Source organism: Planctomicrobium mucosum, from assembly GCF_051466335.1.
Taxonomy (GTDB): domain Bacteria; phylum Planctomycetota; class Planctomycetia; order Planctomycetales; family Planctomycetaceae; genus Planctomicrobium.
The window spans coordinates 1,832,915-1,851,328 of sequence record NZ_CP195793.1 but is presented as its reverse complement, the minus strand read 5'-3'; the positions used below and the strand labels follow the sequence as shown (position 1 = coordinate 1,851,328).

The following is an 18,414-nucleotide window of genomic DNA, read 5'->3' as shown; positions in this document are numbered from 1 at the left end:
CATCTAACGACTAGTGAGCCCCTTGATGGCGACCTCTTCGCATCCGCTCGCGGAGTCGATGGAGTGTGGGCCCGATCGAGTTTTCCGGAATCCCGTGACGCCGGCTGATTTCCTGATAGCTCAGCCCCTCGAGGTAATACATGCGTACCAACGACGCATCAGTTTCCGATAAGTGACCGAGTAAACTTCGGACTTCTTCCACGTCAGCATTTGATCGCGGCGGATCACCCGTACTCAGAGCCAGAGAATGCTGATGGACGTACGTGTGACCGAGTGCCTCTGACTTGCGTCGGGTCGTGATCGCTTTAACGACAATCCGACGTGCCACGACTGTCAAATAAGTGGCGAGCGACGAATTCCCTTTGAAGTGCCGCAGAACCGCAAAGTCATTTTTCAGGAGAGTCAAATAGACTTCCGCACAGAGATCTTCCACGTCGTCATTGGTGATCTCAATACTTCGGCAGTGTGCGGTATGGCGAATGACGTGCACGAAAACGCCAATGAACCTGTCTACAAATTCCTCCCATGCCTTGGGCTCTCGCTTGAGACATCGGTTCAGAATACGGCGGTCAATTTCAACATACGGCACTGGGACCACTCCTCGAGCCGAAAGGCCGAGAGACGGAGAAATCCATTAAATAAAATCATCCTTGATTCCAGCTTACGTCACCCCGTCACCTCAGACAACGGGTAAGTTTGATTCAACAGAAGGAGATTTCGAGAATCCTGTGTTGGAGAAACGCGGCATCCCACTAACCAGAACCATTGACGCAACCTCACAATCCGTCTCATAATCTCCTTGTTGGCCAGTGGGCAGCACAAGCCCGGTCCAATGGACACTGCGGGGTTACCCCGTGGGAGAGATTTTGCTCCGCATTCCGCGGATGAATGTGACGTAGGTAAGCATGTTACCTCCACCACATTCGCTACAGGATACGTTGTGCTGCCCGCTGGCCAATTCTTTCAAAAGCCGATTTTCCAATACTCACCCTGAAGTTCGGTCGAACATGCCCGACTACTGGTAATCGTAACTCTATGGGATTGTTCGACTTTTTTTGGCGACTGTTTGGCGGAGGCAATCGCGTTGCTGAGTCCGCTCGCGAGGCGCGACAAGAAACGACACCTTCCGTTTCTCTCGGTGCGGTTTCAGAGAAGCAGCCCCCGTTTCAAACGGCTCCTGAGCACGTGACCGCAGAGTCTGCTGTCACACCACAAAAGCAGAGCCAAGCGACTCCCAATCCGCTTCCTCACCCGACGCATTGTGTCGAGCTGAAACCGCTGCGATACCAATCGAGCCTCATTCCGACGGACTCCAGACTGGAACTGGTACGTGGCCGTCCGTATGCCTTCGCAACGGCAACGTCGAATCCGGGTGAATACCTCAATCTTTCTAAAGATACTGACCTCCGCTGGATTGAGTACTTTGGAATCCCGAAACTCCAGACGCCTGAGCAGATCGCTGATTGGCTGGGGATCAGCCTAGGGAAGCTCGCCTGGCTGACACATCGCACAGAACGCCGTCACCGCGCCGACAGTGCCAAGAAAAGCCATTACCACTATCAATGGATCCAAAAGCGATCCGGCGGATGGCGATTGATCGAAGCTCCAAAAGCGGAGCTGAAACAGGCGCAGTCGAAAATACTTCGCGAGATTCTCGATCGGATCCCACCTCACACAGCAGCTCACGGGTTTGTCGCAGATCGATCAATCCTGACAAATGCACGCCCACACGTTGGGAAGCGGTTCATCCTCAAGATGGACCTCAAAGACTTTTATAGCAACGTTCGATACTCGCGTGTCGTCGCGATTTTCCGAAGCCTCGGTTACAGCCGAGAAGTCGCGATCTGGCTGGCATCTCTTTGCACATCAAATCTTCCTTGGGACGTAAAATCGCCTGTCAGCGATCTGGAGAAACTGCGCTACTATGCGCGGCATCTCCCACAAGGGGGAGTAACATCGCCAGCACTCGCGAATCTATCGGCGTTCAGCCTGGACGTCCGACTTTCCGGACTCGCAGAAGCGTATCATCTCAACTACACCCGCTATGCAGATGACCTCACATTTTCGGGCCCGGGGAAAGCGATTCCAGCCCTGCATGAACTGATTCCAATGATCCGGCAGATCATTGGCTCAGAACGATTCATCGCCAATCGAAAGAAGTTCCGGATCATTCGGAATGGTCAGCGACAGACAGTCACGGGACTCGTCGTCAACGATCAACTGAATATTTCCCGCACGGACTATGATCGCCTGAAAGCGACCTTGCACAACTGCGTTCAACAGGGCCCTTCCACGCAAAACCGCAAAAATCACCCCAACTTCCGCGACCATCTACTCGGGCGCATCACTCATGTACTGAACGTGAGTACGAATGCTGCACGCGGCGAAAAGCTCCTCAACCTGTACTACGCCATCGACTGGTCGAAATAAAATTCACCTGAGCGTGGTCAAGCGTCCGAACCCGTCTCGACAGAGTTGAATAAAACGGGCAGAATCTCCTCGTTGCGTCGTTGATTTTTAGCAACTGGAGATCTCGGATTAATGGATGTCTCGGGGCACAACCCGTTCGATACGCCCCGCCCTCGCGGAGTGCGATTGATCCAATTGGCGCTGAGGGCGGTTGTCGCAGTTCAGTGCTTGGGGATCGCTGCCACTTACATCCATCGAGGTCATCCCGATCTGCTTTGTGACCTCATCGCTCAATCCTATCCGGTGTCGGAAGCGAAGGCGAAATACCTCGCGGGCTTCATTGCACATGGGATGATCGGCTGCGCGTTAGTCACGTTGGCACGCCCAATCAACATGATGTTGATGCTACTGTTTCTCTATCAGCTTGGTGTCTCCATCGCAGCGGCGATCACTCAGATCGGACCGTTACCAGTTCTGGAGCCAGCCCTTCAGGCAACACGAATTGCCGCCCCGCTCGCTCTCTTGATGATCGATTTTTGGCCGCCTCGCATGAAAGCGTCGTTGCCAATCTGCCTTGCAGCGACAACCTTAATGAGACTCTCCATCGGAATCTCGCTGATCTCGCATGGCTACCTACTTCTCGTGCAGTACCACGAAGGGGGTGATTTTCTGGATGCCACGCAGAAAGCAGTTGAACTCCTTTTTCTTTCTGACGACTCAGCAAGCCTTTCCCTCGCCCGCACCACTCTCTGTCTGTTCGGTGCCATCACCTTCAGCTTCGGCGTGACGACAATACTCAGCCGTAGTAAGGTGACATTGTTAATGTCGACACTGATCGGCCTGATCCTCGCTTTGTCGAGCTTTGCAACTGAAGGACTGGAAGGCTACGCGTTGCTGTTCAAGAATGTGTCGCTTCCGGGGGCCCCTGCGACGGTATTGTTGTTTCTGATCCTGGCTGTAAAAGAACGCAAGCCGGAATACAAAGCAGAAAAACGTCGAGAGCAGTGGCCAACGAGGGAACTCCGACGCGAAAGCCATTGATCTTGATCGCTCGCAGAAATCGACTCAGGTAGGTTTCACTCGATTCACTGACGATCGTCGCGCCGAGTCCACAAGTCTGGTTCGGTATTAAAAGAACAAAGGGGGGGAACACTCGAGTGTTCCCCCCCTTTGTTGAAATCGATCGCTCAAGAGACTTGCACTAGGCTGCCCGGCGATGAGCTTTACGTGATGGCAACTTCCATTCGGTTTCGAATGTCACGTAGTTGATCAGCATCGAACGACGTTCCTGCCGGATCGCCTTCTTCTCGAGTCCATGCCATGTGTCGTGTGACGGAGCAAACATGTAACCGAAGTTGTTGCGGTACGGCATGGTCTTCACGAGTTTGAGATCCATGTCGTAAAAGTCGGTTCCCAGATTTTCGGACTCGTTGTAGGGGTTCACATACAACAGCATCGACATCAGCTTTTCTTTGATGTCTTTGTGCGGTGCTAGCCAGAAGCCTTCTCGATCGGAGATGACCTCAACTCGCAGATAACCATCAATCGGCCGGCGGAGCATCTCTCCGACGAGGTCGATTGTTTCCCGGGACATCAATTCATCGATCAGACCGGCGATCCCGGGGAATGAATTGACATTTTGCTGATCAATATAGCAGCGGGTCTTAACCTCACCCCCACCCATGTCACCAGCGCGAGTTCCATCATACTGACGAACAATCTTCGGAACGTCAGTGAAGGCGACCTCTTTAACGATCTGCTCGTTAAACGGCTGATCGATCATCCAGTGCAGAAACGGGTCTTCTGAACAAACACTGTTATGCTGCAGAGCGTGCAGAAACGACATCATTCTCTCCAATGCGCTGGCGGATCAGCTCCGCAATTCGTTGTGTGGGGTTTGGGGACTCATACTGCCACACGTCCAGGTCCCCTGTGAACGGACGTGAGATCCCGCATTGCATGAAAGATCTGTGAAACTGACGGAATCGCTCGGACTTGCGTCGCTCCGGAAGCTCGAAAACAAACACAGGCTTTTCTGTCGCTGCACACTCAGAAAGCATGGAGACAGAATCACCCGTCACAATCAGGTGTGAACAGCAGCAGAGAGCAGAAATGTACGGGTTATCCTGCTTCTTATCCCAGACGTAATGGTCACTTCCGAACTCGTCCTGAAACATCTTGAGGACGTCATCAGGTGTGCGGCGAGAAGGGAGAATCGCCAAAGGAACGCCGTACTTTTTCGCCATCGACTTCAACAACGTGACCATCGGCTGAAGATCCGATGAGCTGAAGCTGTAGCACTTGTTCGGACCGCCGAGCAACACGGTGACAAACGGACTTCGAAATTGTTTCAATGGGCCGACAGGGCCAAGATTCTGGGCAGCTTGCACAACCTGCGGAGAGATGTGATGGAGTGCTCCGCGTGACTGAAAGACGTTCGGTCCAGTCAGACCGTCGTGTTCCGGAGCAACCACCAGATCGAATTTTCGTGGATCGATTTTCGGATCTTGAATGTGAACCGTGTAAACGCGGTCCCCATATTTCTTTTTCAGCCACAGCGATGCCATGATCGCCTGTCGCGCACAGGAAATCACCACGCGGGGAGCTTCACCGGCAAAGAGAACTTCCGGCTGAGGAAAGACAAATTGCCCCAATGGAACCAGTCCTGGCCAGCACCGATTCCAGGGAAACGCCAGTGTAATTTCCTGCACTTTCGCAGGGAGTCCAATCGCAGCAGCGAGCCCTTTGACCTGACTCATCATGCCAGCTGCGTTTTCTGCAAATCCCCATGTCTGCGGAACCGCAGTCGCATCAAACGAGGCAGTGTTTGGTGCGATCGGAAGCGTATCTTTATTCACTATGGGTGCATCATGCGAAACTGACATCGGTCGGTCCGCTCCTCCTTGAGCAAACGAACTCACCGACACAATGGGTGTATCGGCATCGGGGAACAGTAAGACGGTTTGAAAACTGGGTCAATAGGGGTTCTTTGACACGCCGTCTCAATAGCGGGTTCTGCCGATACCAATGCGATCAGCCTCTGCAAATCACTTCAGATCCTGCAACGGAATCACAAGTTCCGCTGAGTACACAGCGTTCGGATCACCCCGTTCCGACAGCGTCTTGTTGATCGTGGCGATATTCCGAATCGGTGTTCCTGTCCATTCTTTCCCCCCAGGAAGCGACACAACAACCGGCTCATCGAGCTGACAGAAAGAATCGTCCAGCATCAGCGTCAGTTCGGTAAGGTTCTCCGGTATCTGTTCGACAGAAAATCGATTGCCATCGCGACTCGCCACAATCTCTTGCCCAGCTTTTGCTTCCTCGAGTTTGACACGAAGCCAGTAAAATCGATCATGGAGCACATCGTCCTGACGCCAGACGACCTTCGTTGGATGCGTCACTCGGTTATACTTCGCCATCCAGGGAAGTGCGATTTTGTCATCAAGATTCATCCAGTGAGCATGCTCCGGGTAGATCTTCACAAGATGCGGATAAGCCCCTTCATCCTTCTCTGCAAGAGCAGCCAGCTTTGCACCAAACTCTTTCGCATGACGATTTCGATCATAAGCCCCATCTTTTCCTCCCATCTGCAGAATGAAAGGAAGGTTTCGTAATCCGGCTGGTTCTGTTTCATTGGGATGACCAGCCATCATCGCAGCAGCAGCCAACTGATCTGCCATGCGTGGCGCCAACTGATACACACCGTCCCCGCCGGCCGAGTAACCGAGGATATAAACTCGGTCCGGATCGACATCTTCAAGAACGATCATGTTCTCGATCAGTCGAGTAAAAAATTGATCGATGTGTGACTGATGCCAAAGGTCCCAGGTGTCGGTCGCAGCCCGAGGAACCAGATAGATTCCTTCTTCGGGTTTGTACAGTTTCTTTTGGTTCTGCCACTGCTGATCGTTCACCTGCGGAGGTGCCCCGCCTCCTCCGTGCATCGAGATAAACAGGGATCGGCCATTCATGGGTTTCTTCCCATAGGTGAAATACTCGAACTTCATCGACAATTCACCCAGCTTGATGACCTTGTCTTTCATCTCCTGCGCACGATCGGATTTGATCAACTGAACACGATCCGCGACCAGAGCCTTCTTCACATCTTCTGCCTGCTCCTTCGTCAGCGGGAGCGTGGAAAAATCCTGCTGCTGGATGTCTTCCCGGGTTTCAGGAGACTTTTTCAAGAGGTCGACAAGCTTGTCAACTGGATTCACTGCTGGAACGTCAGCATCTGCTGCACTCAGCTGAGTGACTTCAACAGCAAGTGAAAGTGCGAAACAAATCGCCAGCCTGAAAAAACATGTCAACATACCCTACTCCCCTCGCTGAAGCTTCAACGTCATCTGGCTCAATGAGCAACACACCAAGTTGAGGACGCCATCCCCTAGGTCGACTCCTGTATTTGATCCCCCCAATATCACCAGAGATTTTCAAATCTCAAGAAAATTTGTCGAGTCTTGGTAAAACGCGGAAAAACTGTCTGCGTTACGGCGAGACGCACCCCTTTGCCTGAAACGATGGTGACATTCAGCTGCAGAATAAAAAAGATCCCTTGAGCCGGCACGACTCAAGGGATCAACAAAAATTCGACTGCTATCTCACCGAAGAGCTGATTCAGTGATCTGACTTCGACGCCAGATCATCCTGCCCAGGGATCTTCTGAGGGCCACCACGCAGGGCCTCATCGAGATACTGCATCATCACGTAAAAGACCGGAATGAAGAAGATCGCGATACATGTCGAAGCCAACATTCCACCGAAGACAGCGGTTCCCAACGCTCGCTGCCCCGCGGCCCCTGCTCCATCTGCAAGAACCAAAGGTACAACCCCTAGAATGAAGGCGAACGAGGTCATCACAATCGGGCGGAAACGCATTTGTGAGGCCTGCACTGCTGCCTCAAGTACAGTCTTCCCGCGTGCCCGAATCTCTCGGGCGAACTCGACGATCAAAATCGCATTTTTACTTGCGAGTGCAATGATCAACACAATTCCGATCTGGGTATAGATGTTGTTATCCATTCCCCGGAAGGCCACCGCAGCGACAGCACCGAGAAGACCGATCGGGACGACCAGAATCACCGCGATTGGAAGAATCCAGCTCTCATACTGAGCGGCCAGCACCAGATAAACCAGAGCAATCGCAATCACGAAAATAAAGATCGCTTCACTGCCGACTTTCCGTTCCTGATAGGCCATTCCCGTCCATTCAAATCCCATTTGAGCAGGTAAGACCGATTTCGCCAATTGCTCCATGATTGTCAGCGCGTCTCCGGAACTGAACCCGGGAGCAGACGTTCCTGAGACCGTCGCGCTCGGATACAGGTTATACCGGTTGATGTTCTGAGGCCCGAACGAACTCTCGACTCTGACCAGTGTTCCCAGCGGGAGCATTTCCCCCTTCAGGTTGCGAACTTCCAGTCGTTCGATGTCCTCTGGTGTCTGGCGAAACTGTTGATCTGCCTGAACGCGCACCTGATAGGTTCGCCCGAATTTGTTGAAGTCGTTAACGTACGCCGAGCCGAGGTAAGACTGCAGCGTACCAAAGACCATCCCTAACGGGACGCCCAGAACTTTTGCTTTCTCACGATCGACGTCAGCAAACAGCTGGGGAACCCCAGGACGGAAGGTCGATGTGACCCCTGCCAGCCCTCCCTGCCCCTGAGCATCCTCAACAATTTGTTGAACCGCGGCTGAAAGCTGCTGGAGACCGACCCCTTCCCGGTCTTCAACGATCATTTCAAATCCACTTCTCACTCCAAGGCCGCGAATCGCCGGAGGAGGGAATGGGATAATGCGGGCCTCCTGAATGGATGCCAGTGATTTTCCAATTTCGCCCAGAAGCACTTCGAGAGTGCGACCATGTTCGTGTCGCTCTTCGAAATCCTTAAACGTGACAAAGAATGTTCCCGCATTGGAAGCACTCGCATTGTCGAGCAGAGACAACCCGCCGATCGCAACTCGGTCTGACAGCCCATCAATTTTTGCGAGTTTCTCGTCAATCAAGTCCATCACTTCACGAGTTCGCTGCTGCGAAGCGGCATCAGGCAACTGAACCGCAATCAGAATATACCCCTGATCCTCAGTTGGAATAAATCCGGTAGGCAACTTGATGTACCAGGCTGCAGTCAGGACAAGCAGTCCAATAAACGCGATTGTGCTGAGGATGCGTTGCCGAACCAACACAAACACGATCGAGGTGTAGAGCTTTTCGATTGGGCCGTAGATCGCCTCGAACCAACGGAACAGGAACATTTTCTTCCGGCTTTTATCAATCGGTTTCAACCAAAGTGCACACTGCGTCGGCTTCAGACTCACTGCGTTGATCGCACTGATGAGCGCCGTAGCGGCGATGGTGAGTGCGAACTGGCGATAGAGCTGACCGGTAATCCCGCCGAGCATCGCTGCGGGGATAAACACAGCGAGCAACACCAAAGTGATCCCGATGATCGGCCCGAGCACTTCGCTCATCGCCCGGATCGTCGCTTCACGCGGAGGTTCACCTCGTTCAATGTGATGAACCGCGTTTTCAACCACCACAATGGCGTCGTCCACCACGATTCCGATCGCAAGGACCAGACCGAACAACGTCAGCATGTTCACACTGAAATCCAGTGCATACATCGCAGCGAACGCGCCGATAATCGTCACTGGAACCGTGGTTGCGGGGATCAGTACTGCGCGCCAGTCCTGCAGGAAGACCATGATGACGACGAGAACGAGAATACCCGCTTCGATCAGGGTTTTATAAACCTCATGGACGGAAGCATCGATAAATTTCGTGGTATCGAGAGGGATACTGTACTGGACTCCCGCAGGGAAGTTTTCCTTCAATCGCTCCATCGCAGCTTTGACGTTGTCAGCCACTTCCAAAGCATTCGCACCGGGCAACTGATAGATCCCGATATTGGCATTTGGCTGGCCTTCTTTCTCAGTGAACTGATCGTAAGACTGAGACCCAAGTTCTACCCGGGCGACGTCTCGAAGATAGACGAGGTTCGTTCCGGTCCCCGTTTTGACGATGATGTCTTCAAACTGTTTGGGTTCGTTGAGGCGACCGAGAACCGTGATCGCATACTGAAAGGACATTTCCCCTTGATTGGGCGGCTGACCTGTCTGTCCCGCAGCCACCTGAACGTTCTGTTCCTGCAGCGCTGCCAGGACATCGCTGCTGGTCATATTGAAATTTTTCAGTTTCGTGGGATCAAGCCAGATGCGCATGCTGTAGTTCGCAGCACCGAAGACCGTGACGTCTCCCACCCCTTTAATACGACTCAGCTCGTCGCGTAATTTCAGAGTCGCGAAGTTTGAGAGAAAGAGCATGTCTTTCGAGGGATCATCGCTGGTCAGCGCCAGAATCAGAATCATGCTGGTCGACTGCTTTTTGACAGTCACACCCTGACGTCGCACCTCTTCTGGAAGCAACGGCTCCCCGATAGCAACTCGGTTCTGCACCAGAACCTGCGCCTCATCGAGATCCGTGCCGATCTCGAAAGTGACTGTCAGCGAGTACGTCCCGTCACCAGAACTTGTGGAATTCATGTACAGCATGTTTTCCACACCGTTGACCTGTTGCTCGATCGGTGACGCAACCGTATCGGCCACAGTCTGAGCATTCGCACCAGGATACGCTGTTGTCACCCGAATCGTCGGTGGCGTAATTTCCGGGTACTGTTCTACCGGCAAGCCCCAGAGAGCCACCGCACCGATCAGCACCGTCACAATTGCAATGACGTTTGCAAAAACCGGTCGGTCGATAAAGAACTTGGAGAGCATAGAACGCTTCTTTTCAGGGATAACTTCGTTCTTACGTCAGCTTCGCCATACCACGCTGATCACTGGTACCCGGGCCGACTCATGAATCTCGGAATCTCCCGATTCCGAATCCGTTTCAAACAGCAGAGATTACTTGGCAGGCTCTTCTGAAGACTTTTCAACCGGGACTTTGGCGTCGGCGGGTGAAGTCTCCGTAGCAGGCGAGGTCGCGGTTTCAACCGGCTTCGATTCGGGAGCCTCATCTTTGACGGGTGCATGTCCGCCATTCAGAAGAGATTCTCGACGTTTTTTGAGCTCCAGCAACCGGGCGTCCATCGTCGACTCGACGAATTCAACCTTGCTGTCAGGTCGGGCGCGGAGAAGCCCATTAATGATCACAAGATCGGTCTCGAGCAAACCAAATTCGACCGCCTGCAAACCATTGTCGCGAGGCCCCAATTTAATCGGGCGGATCCGGACGATCTTTTCGGCGTCGACAACCAGCACATAATCCCCCGCCTGGCTTCGACCAACGGCTTCAGGATCAATCAGAATCATCTTGCGAGGATCGCCGAGAGCTGCCCGAATCCGAACGAACATTCCGGGGACGAGATCCAGAGACTCGTTATCGAAGACACCACGTCGTTCTGTTGTTCCGGTCGCGGAATTGATTCCGAAAGCGCGGAAATCGAGTTTGCCGTGATATTTGAATTCGCCGACACTTCCTAACGCCATCTCCAGCGGGATCGGTCCGACATCCGCCGAAGCCATCTTGCCTGAGCGGATTCGCTCCATGAAGCGGAGAAGGTCTGATTCACTGACGTTGAAGTAAGCGTGAATGGGGTCGACAGACTGCAGCGACCCCAGAATAGTGGTCCCGCTTGTTACCAGATTCCCAACATCAATGAGGTGCCGCCCCATGCGTCCGTCAAACGGGGCAGTGACCACGGTATAACTCAAATTCAGTTCAGCCTGTTTCAGTGCAGCCTTGGCGGCCTCGACATCCGCTGCACTTGAATCTCGCATCGCCTGCTGAGTTTCCATCGCACTCGCCGTCGAGGCGTTTTCTCTCGTCAACTGAGCCGTTCGAGTCAGCTGTTGTTCTGCCAGAAGCAGTTGGGCTTCAGCTCTTTTGAGAGCAGCCTTCGCAGAATCGACGGAAGCAGCGTAAGTATCAGGGTCGATGAGGAAGAGCTTGTCATCCTTTTTGACGAGGTCTCCGTCCTTAAAGCTGAACTCCTCAAGATACCCCCCAACCCGGCAAACGAGCTGCACTTCACGCTCAGCTCTCGTTTGCCCGGTTGTTTCGAAGAACTCCTGGACTTCGCGAACCAATGGTTTCGCCACCGTGACAGATGGAGTCGGCGGTGGCTTGAACTCATTGCGTTCTTGGCACCCAACTGTGGCAGCGACAAACGCCAACAAACAAGCAATTTGATGATGGTTTCTCAAAGAAGCCCTCTTGATCACAGCATACTTTGAAGTTTCTTCCACCCAGCATGCTGACTTAGAGGATTCGTTTCAAGAGAGTTCCGCCCCCGGCACACCATTCTCGACAACAAAGCTGGCTCGCGTCACACAATCGGCCCCTGGTCGAGAGACGTACTCAACGGTTCGGTAATCGCTCACCCACCGGTCCTGATTCACTTCGCAGCGAACATAGCCCCTCTCCGCATTAAAGAATTTCACAAACTCATTTTCCGATAGAATCCGCGGCGTTTCCTTGCGTTCCTGAACGCCATCTCCTCCCGAAGAGATTGAGGTTCCGACAAATTCTGTCGCCACCGTTTTTCCATCGAGATCGTCAAAGTCGACCCTCAGGTTATTGACCCAATTGGAGTGAATGTCGCCCGTAATCACGATGGGGTTGGAGACCATCCGATCATCGAGGAACTGCAGCAAACGACGACGTGCGACGTCATAACCGCCCCACTGGTCGACACTAAAACGCTGCTCATCGCCGGGGCCGTAGTCAACTCGACCGACCATCACCTGCTGTGCAAGCACATTCCAGCGAGCATTCGAGCCAATCAACTGGTCCTGCAACCATGATTCTTGTGTCATACCGAGCAACGTCGCTTCAGGATCGTAAACACCTTCACATGGTGGCCCAGATTTATCCCCGCAAGGTTGATCGGTTCGATACTGCCGCGTATCCAGAACATTGAAGTTCACCAAACGCCCGTACCCGACATTTCGATACAACTCAAGATGCGCCCCCTGAGGAGTCTGCTTCCGACGGAGCGGCATATGTTCGTAGTACGCTTTGTAGGAGTTCGCACGACGCAGCAAGAACTCCTGCGGATCGGCGTCGAGCTTTTCTGAGATTCCGTCCGCGTAGTTATTGTCAAACTCGTGATCATCCCAAGTGACCAACCACGGAAACGCCGCGTGAACAGCCTGCAAATGCGGGTCTGTCTTATAGAGAGCGTGACGGTTTCGGTAGTCCTCCAAACTCATAATTTCGCCACCAATGTGACGACGCGGCTTCCCTTCCGCATTCTTGCCCGAAACTGCTTTCCCCTCGTAGATGTAATCCCCGAGGTGAATCACCAGATCGAGATCATCCTTGAGCATGTGCTCATAGGGCGTGTAATAACCGGTCTCGAAATGCTGACAGGAAGCGAAGGCAAAACGGACACGATCGCGCATCACATTCGCATTGGGAGCAGTACGAGTGCGTCCGACGGGGCTCACTTCGCCGCCGGCAATAAACCTGTAGAAATAGACGCGGTCAGGCTCAAGCCCTGAGACCTCTACGTGAATCGAATGCGCCCATTCACTCCGTGCAGTTTCTACTCCACGCTGAACAATGCCGGCAAACTTTTCGTCATGAGCGACTTCCCATTGAACCTGCACATCCTCGCCAGACATCCCCCCACCGTTGAGGGGATCGACAGCGAGTCGAGTCCATAGCACAACGCCATCAGGAACTGGATCGCCGGACGCCACACTCAACTGAAAAGGATACGCGGGCAATTTGACGGTGCGATCTGCAGCCTGCGCGCCTCTCCAATTCAGCGACGGAAGCGACGCCAGTACAGAAGAGGCGGCCAGAAAGCCACGACGACTCAATAAAAGTTGCTGAAGGCGAGATGCTGCGGAGTGCTTCACGGAAAGATCCTTAGTTCGTGGGCGGGGGAGTGAATGCACGGCATCCTAAGACTGACGCTGGAGCTGACAACCTTGAGAAAAATCCAATTGACTCCAACCCTTTGTAAACAATTCTCGCGCACGAGTTAAATATTGTCATTCCGACAACAATCCAGATCATCCAATCACGCAAAAAGACAACACAATCTCCACAACAAGCTTACCTACAACAGCTTAAAAAAGTCAAACCGACACCACCAAGAGTTTGGCACGGAGACTGCTTAGTCATCCTTTCGAGAACACAAAAGTGTCTTGAATTCTCCACCAAATTTGAAAGAACAAATCATGAAGATGCTCCACGCAACTGCCACTCTCGCTGTCCTATCCACCATGTCCGTCGCTGCTTCCGCTCAAGATTTCTGGCCGCAAAACGGTGACTACAGCAACATGCCAAACGGTGTGATCTGCAACGAAAACGGATGCTTCCTGCCTGACGCTCATCCGGGGGCTACCCCACAGGGACTCTCGCTTCAAGGTGGCGTCTTCCAGCAACTCGATGTGATGCCGCAGGCTGGAATCCAGGCCAATCAAACAATGCAGGCTCAATACTTCCCTGCATCAGTGCCTCCTAATTTCGGCCCCAACCCGCCATACCAATTGAACAACAGAGGTTGGAACGGAGCAGCCTCAATTCCTCACCCCAACACTGACCCTCGACTGCTGCCGGCGGTCGGTCAACCAGGTGCCCCTCGGCCTGCAAACTGGAACAATCAGGGACAGCCAAACATGCGTTCTCGAGATGGACAGTTCGGTATTCAGCCGGTAGGGAGCCAGCACTGGAATCAGCAACCTGTGCCACCACGCCCTCAGGATTACTTTCCGGGGCAGGTCTCCCCGACACATCCTGCAGTTCTGCCAGCACTGCCCGGCCAGCAGTTCCCAGAGCAGTACCGAAACCAATCCCCTTGGTTCAATTAACTCAAGTCGCACCAGTAAAGCGGACCACCGAGAAAGCGGTTAAGACGATGCGGCTTTGCCCCCTTTCCTCAACCTGAAGTCTGAAGGCCCTTCTGATGTCGTTCAAGAGAGGAGAGTGGAGAATCTAGGTCTTACGAATTGTTGGCAACAACGAGACTCACTGAATGCTTCGAGATTCAGACCGCCTATCCATCACGATTCACTTATCTCAGTTCTAAACCTCCCAGACCGGTAACGTCGCGTTTCCGGTCTGTTTCATTTCACGGAGGGAATGCCACCCCGTTTCGCTTCTCCGGAGCAATCATCGATCGAAAGAGCCGAATTTCCACCAAAACCATCCCGAGAACTTTTTGACACAACTCATGGCATATCGGCAAGTTCACGTTTCTCTTCGAATAACATATTGCCGCGAATCTGCTCTATGAGAAGAATTCACAAATGAGTAAAAACCCACAAGAGTCGGCAAATACGTTGACTTCGCGGGCACCTGTAGCAAATGTTTTCACTTCTTTTCGGATTAATCAATTTTTATTGAAGACGACAGGAAGCGACCGGAAATAAACTAAAACTGATACATCCGCATGCTCTCTGCGATCCATGAAAAATCATCCTTCTGACGTTGTGATGAGGTGACGAAATGAATTCGATCTGGATTGAACTGCTCTTCCATCCACCGGAAATGCACGTGAGCGGGACTCCATTTCTGCTTTCCAGGGCCGTCTCCGTACTAACCCCAGTTCATTTGCCTGAAGCTCATCTCGGAGTGAGCGAGATGTCGCTCTGTACAAATGCCCCCGACCTGCGGTTCGTACCGCAATCCCAATCTCCAACTCTGCTGGTTGGACTCAAGAACAGAAGTTCCAGCACAGCAGTGCCGTTCTTAAGCTAAACCAGCGAGTTCGCTGCTTCCCCTCTTCACTGGTTCAATTTTCAAGTCAATATCTCGATCCAACTTACGATTCGAACTCGCATCGAGTCGTCGTCATCTCGAATCGCCTTCTACTTGATTCCTAAATAGATCTTCACATTCTGGGTCTGTCGCCCCCCAGCGATGATGTCCAAGAGTCCGTCGCCATTGAGGTCGGCAACGACCAGATCCTCGGTCGCAATCCCCCCAGCATCGACAACTTGCTTTTCCCATTCTGTGCCAGCGTCATTTCCGGCTGTGTACACATTCACTCCGGGTACGCGAGGTGTGTCGCTATGCCCGAAGACGATCTCATCAGACCCGTCTCCATCCATGTCGGCAGTCCAAAGAGCATGCCCACGTGCGAACCCTTGGTCGATCACATGGCGCTGCCAGAGCGTCTCTCCCTCTTGAGGAGGCAAGTAAACGGCGAGCATCGTCCCGTGCATGGGCTCAACTGAAGTGATGAAGTATTTACCATTTTTGAGCCGCCCCAGTTTGACCTCCCCCGCCCCACTGAGATTGATGTCTGGTGCAGTCGCCCCCTTGCCAATCACTTGAGAATGAAATTCGTCGCCATCACGGACGATGTGATAAAGCCCTTCCCGTCCGGCAGCGAGCGTGTCAAGCTGACCATCGCTATTCAGATCAACATGGCAATGATTGTGAACCCGGTTCATTTGGTGATTGAGCAGCGTTGCAGGCCAACGATCCGCCTTGGGATTCGAAGGAATTTCGAACGCGAGAATTCGGACCCCTTCCCCCTGACTGGCCAGCAACGGTGTAATTGTCAGCTGGTCTTTTCCGGTTCCAAGCACGTCCGCAAATCGGACTCGATGAAGCGATGGTTCCGCTCCAATCGCATAGACGTGCCATGGTTGCTCGAGCGATTCTCCACGCCCGAGCCATTGGATCGTCCCGGTGTTCATACCGAGCCAACCTGCTCCAACAACGAAATCGACCTGTCCATCGCCGTCGATATCATGGGGCGCGATGCAAACCAGATCGGTCGCAGTCTGATTGGAAATGATCACTCGCCGTTTCCAGCTTGGGTTCTCGTACCAGAAGACCTGGTTCTCTGAAACACTGACAACATCCTGCAACCCATCTCCATTCACATCCGCAACGCTGACTGCATAACAGACACGACCGATTGCTGGGTCGATGGTTTGTTCGCGAAATTTGAGATCTCCGGCAGTGGTTGTCGCTGCAGTCAGCAGACACAGACAGCTTGCGATCAATGTTCTCATTTTCCCCTCCATCAGACAGTCAAACAAAAACTCATCAGCCGCCCATCGTATCAAACCAGACTGTTGTACTTCACTCCACTCAGTCCCCGGCGAGAGAGACATGGTCGAGACTCTTTCCTGCGGTGGAGCGGCCGCCCACCTGTTCGCCGCTGGGTATCGAGATGCAGCACTCCCCCCTCGCTTGGTAACTGTTACAAATCGACTGCGAAATTATTCAAAAGGACTCAAGTCTCATTGACGATTTTTTCCAAACGGGGAAGAATCCCGTCTCCCCAACGGCACTGCAACGGTGCCCCTAACCAAGACCATAAGTTGTTTCAAAACAATCAGTTACTCACCGAGCAACTGTCGCTTCCCGGCTCGTTTTGGCACTTTCACTTAAGTCATGGAAGACGCAAGCGACCTTGGCCGCTTGTGGGGCAAGGATGCCCCTTTTTTCCTTATGTTCACTCCACTCCGACAACCTGGTTTGCTAAGCGTTCGCGGGCTGATCCCTTCAGCCAGCTTCGTTGGCTGTGCGGATATCACCTTCTCGGCGATCACCGAAAACAGCTTGCACTGCACGCCCGGCTGTCTCTTTGCTGCCTTGCCCGGCACCCATACGCACGGCAAGAAGCACATTGAACAAGCACTTCAGCGCGGGGCCGCGGCGATCCTCACTGATAGCCCACTCGCAAATGTTCCCCTTCCCCAATGCATCGTCCCCGATGTACGTCAGGTTTACGGTCGACTCTGTCATGGACTCTACGCCTTCCCCTCCCAGCGACTGGGAGTAGCGGGGGTAACGGGCACCAACGGTAAGACAACTGTAACCTGGATCTTGAGGTCCCTTCTTGAGTCTGCCTCATATCCGACCGGCGTCATCGGGACGATTGAATACAACGATGGATTCGAGTCGCAGCCAGCGACACTCACCACACCGGATGCCCTCACACTGGCCCGGACACTGGCTGCCATTCGAGACCGACTGACCTCACATGTCGCAATCGAGCTCTCAAGCCATGCTCTGAAGCAGTCGCGAACTGCGGGGTTAACACTTGATGTCGGAATGATCACCAATATCACTCGCGATCATCAGGACTACCATCTCGATCTGGACGACTACATCCGCGCGAAATCCCGAATCGCTCATCACATCAAGCCCGGCGGTCTGCTGGTATTGAATGCGGACGATCCAATTCAACAGAAGATCCTTGAACAACTGGACAGAAATGTACAGGTCAAGACTTTTGGAATTGATCAGGAAGCGGATATTCAAGCGTCGAACCTTCAAGTCTCACGACACGGATCACGGTTCACACTGGCATACGGTGTCGAGAAAATCGAATGCACCACCCGACTGGTTGGTCAACACAACATCAGTAACTGCCTGGCCGCGGCGGCGGCAGCGATTCATTTCGGATTGACACCGCGCCAAATCCAGGAAGGACTTGCCACTCTCGATTCCGTTCCCGGGCGTCTGGAGAAAGTCGAATGCGGACAGAATTTTGATGTCTATGTCGACTTCGCTCACACCGACGACGCACTCAAACGCACCATCTCCACGGTTCGCGAACTGACCACCGGAAAAGTGATTGTTGTGTTCGGTGCAGGGGGCGACCGAGATAAATCAAAACGTCCACTCATGGGACTCGCAGCCACTGCTGCGGATGAAGTGATTCTGACCAGCGACAACCCACGGTCAGAAGAACCGATTCAGATCATTCATGAAATTCGGGCTGGATTCCCGGAATCGGCGAAGCAGCCAGAAATCGAAATTGAACGAGATCTAGCGATTCGCAAAGCGATCCGCATGGCTCGCGCCGGTGATGCAGTGATCGTCGCAGGAAAAGGACACGAGAAGGTCCAGATCATCGGCGACCGTCAGACACCATTTGATGATGCGGGAGTCTGCCAATTGATTCTCTCAAGTATGTTGCACGGCCTGAAAGGGATGCACAAATCCCCCAACCGAATACGAGCCGACTAGAGTCACTCAGTCAGAACCAACAGTTAACACAGTTAACATCGATTGATCCC

Annotated in this window: 13 protein-coding genes; 5 read left to right on the top strand and 8 right to left on the bottom strand. The window is 53.0% G+C overall.

The genetic code is table 11. The annotated features are described in order from the left end of the window. Window positions 1–10 precede the first annotated feature (10 nt). Entirely contained in the window at window positions 11–589 is a 579-nt protein-coding gene (locus SH668x_RS07535) for an RNA polymerase sigma factor (protein ID WP_437188078.1), read from the bottom strand. A gap of 446 nt (window positions 590–1,035) precedes the next feature. Between SH668x_RS07535 and SH668x_RS07530 the strand changes: the two genes are divergently transcribed. After that, window positions 1,036–2,430, top strand: a complete 1,395-nt coding sequence (locus SH668x_RS07530; protein WP_437188077.1) for a reverse transcriptase family protein — start codon at window positions 1,036–1,038, stop codon at window positions 2,428–2,430. A gap of 111 nt (window positions 2,431–2,541) precedes the next feature. Continuing rightward, window positions 2,542–3,450 carry a hypothetical protein gene (locus tag SH668x_RS07525; protein WP_437188076.1) on the top strand — a complete coding sequence of 303 codons (909 nt, stop codon included), beginning with the start codon at window positions 2,542–2,544 and terminating at the stop codon, window positions 3,448–3,450. Window positions 3,451–3,610: 160 nt separating this feature from the next. On the opposite strand, the gene SH668x_RS07520 is transcribed toward SH668x_RS07525, so the two are convergent. The 6 genes from SH668x_RS07520 to SH668x_RS07495 form a co-directional block, all read right to left on the bottom strand. Next, entirely contained in the window at window positions 3,611–4,255 is a 645-nt protein-coding gene (locus tag SH668x_RS07520) for a hypothetical protein (protein WP_437188075.1), read from the bottom strand. After that, a complete protein-coding gene (locus tag SH668x_RS07515; RefSeq protein ID WP_437188074.1) occupies window positions 4,227–5,294 on the bottom strand; it encodes a mitochondrial fission ELM1 family protein in 1,068 nt (355 codons plus the stop codon). The genes SH668x_RS07520 and SH668x_RS07515 overlap by 29 nt, the downstream gene beginning before the upstream one ends. Before the next feature lie 162 nt (window positions 5,295–5,456). Then, window positions 5,457–6,725: a dienelactone hydrolase family protein gene (locus SH668x_RS07510; protein ID WP_437188073.1), complete on the bottom strand. Its 1,269-nt coding sequence runs from the start codon at window positions 6,723–6,725 to the stop codon at window positions 5,457–5,459. Between the two features lie 304 nt (window positions 6,726–7,029). Beyond that, window positions 7,030–10,188, bottom strand: coding sequence for an efflux RND transporter permease subunit (locus SH668x_RS07505; RefSeq protein WP_437188072.1), 3,159 nt, complete (start codon window positions 10,186–10,188; stop codon window positions 7,030–7,032). Window positions 10,189–10,317: 129 nt separating this feature from the next. Continuing rightward, on the bottom strand, window positions 10,318–11,619 hold the full coding sequence (locus SH668x_RS07500) for an efflux RND transporter periplasmic adaptor subunit (RefSeq protein WP_437188071.1): 1,302 nt from the start codon (window positions 11,617–11,619) through the stop codon (window positions 10,318–10,320). Window positions 11,620–11,688: 69 nt separating this feature from the next. Beyond that, window positions 11,689–13,281 (bottom strand): alkaline phosphatase D family protein, encoded by a 1,593-nt coding sequence (locus tag SH668x_RS07495; protein WP_437188070.1) that lies wholly within the window; start codon window positions 13,279–13,281, stop codon window positions 11,689–11,691. Between the two features lie 324 nt (window positions 13,282–13,605). Between SH668x_RS07495 and SH668x_RS07490 the strand changes: the two genes are divergently transcribed. Next, the gene (locus SH668x_RS07490; protein ID WP_437188069.1) at window positions 13,606–14,238 is read left to right on the top strand and encodes a hypothetical protein; all 633 of its coding nucleotides are present in this window, start codon (window positions 13,606–13,608) and stop codon (window positions 14,236–14,238) included. A 637-nt stretch (window positions 14,239–14,875) separates the two neighbouring features. Beyond that, window positions 14,876–15,127 (top strand): hypothetical protein, encoded by a 252-nt coding sequence (locus SH668x_RS07485; protein WP_437188068.1) that lies wholly within the window; start codon window positions 14,876–14,878, stop codon window positions 15,125–15,127. A gap of 110 nt (window positions 15,128–15,237) precedes the next feature. Here the strand turns inward: SH668x_RS07485 and SH668x_RS07480 are convergent, their stop codons facing one another. After that, on the bottom strand, window positions 15,238–16,395 hold the full coding sequence (locus tag SH668x_RS07480; protein ID WP_437188067.1) for an FG-GAP repeat domain-containing protein: 1,158 nt from the start codon (window positions 16,393–16,395) through the stop codon (window positions 15,238–15,240). Window positions 16,396–16,780: 385 nt separating this feature from the next. Between SH668x_RS07480 and SH668x_RS07475 the strand changes: the two genes are divergently transcribed. Then, complete coding sequence (locus SH668x_RS07475; RefSeq protein WP_437188066.1) at window positions 16,781–18,364, top strand: UDP-N-acetylmuramoyl-L-alanyl-D-glutamate--2,6-diaminopimelate ligase; 1,584 nt, start codon at window positions 16,781–16,783, stop codon at window positions 18,362–18,364. Window positions 18,365–18,414 lie beyond the last annotated feature (50 nt).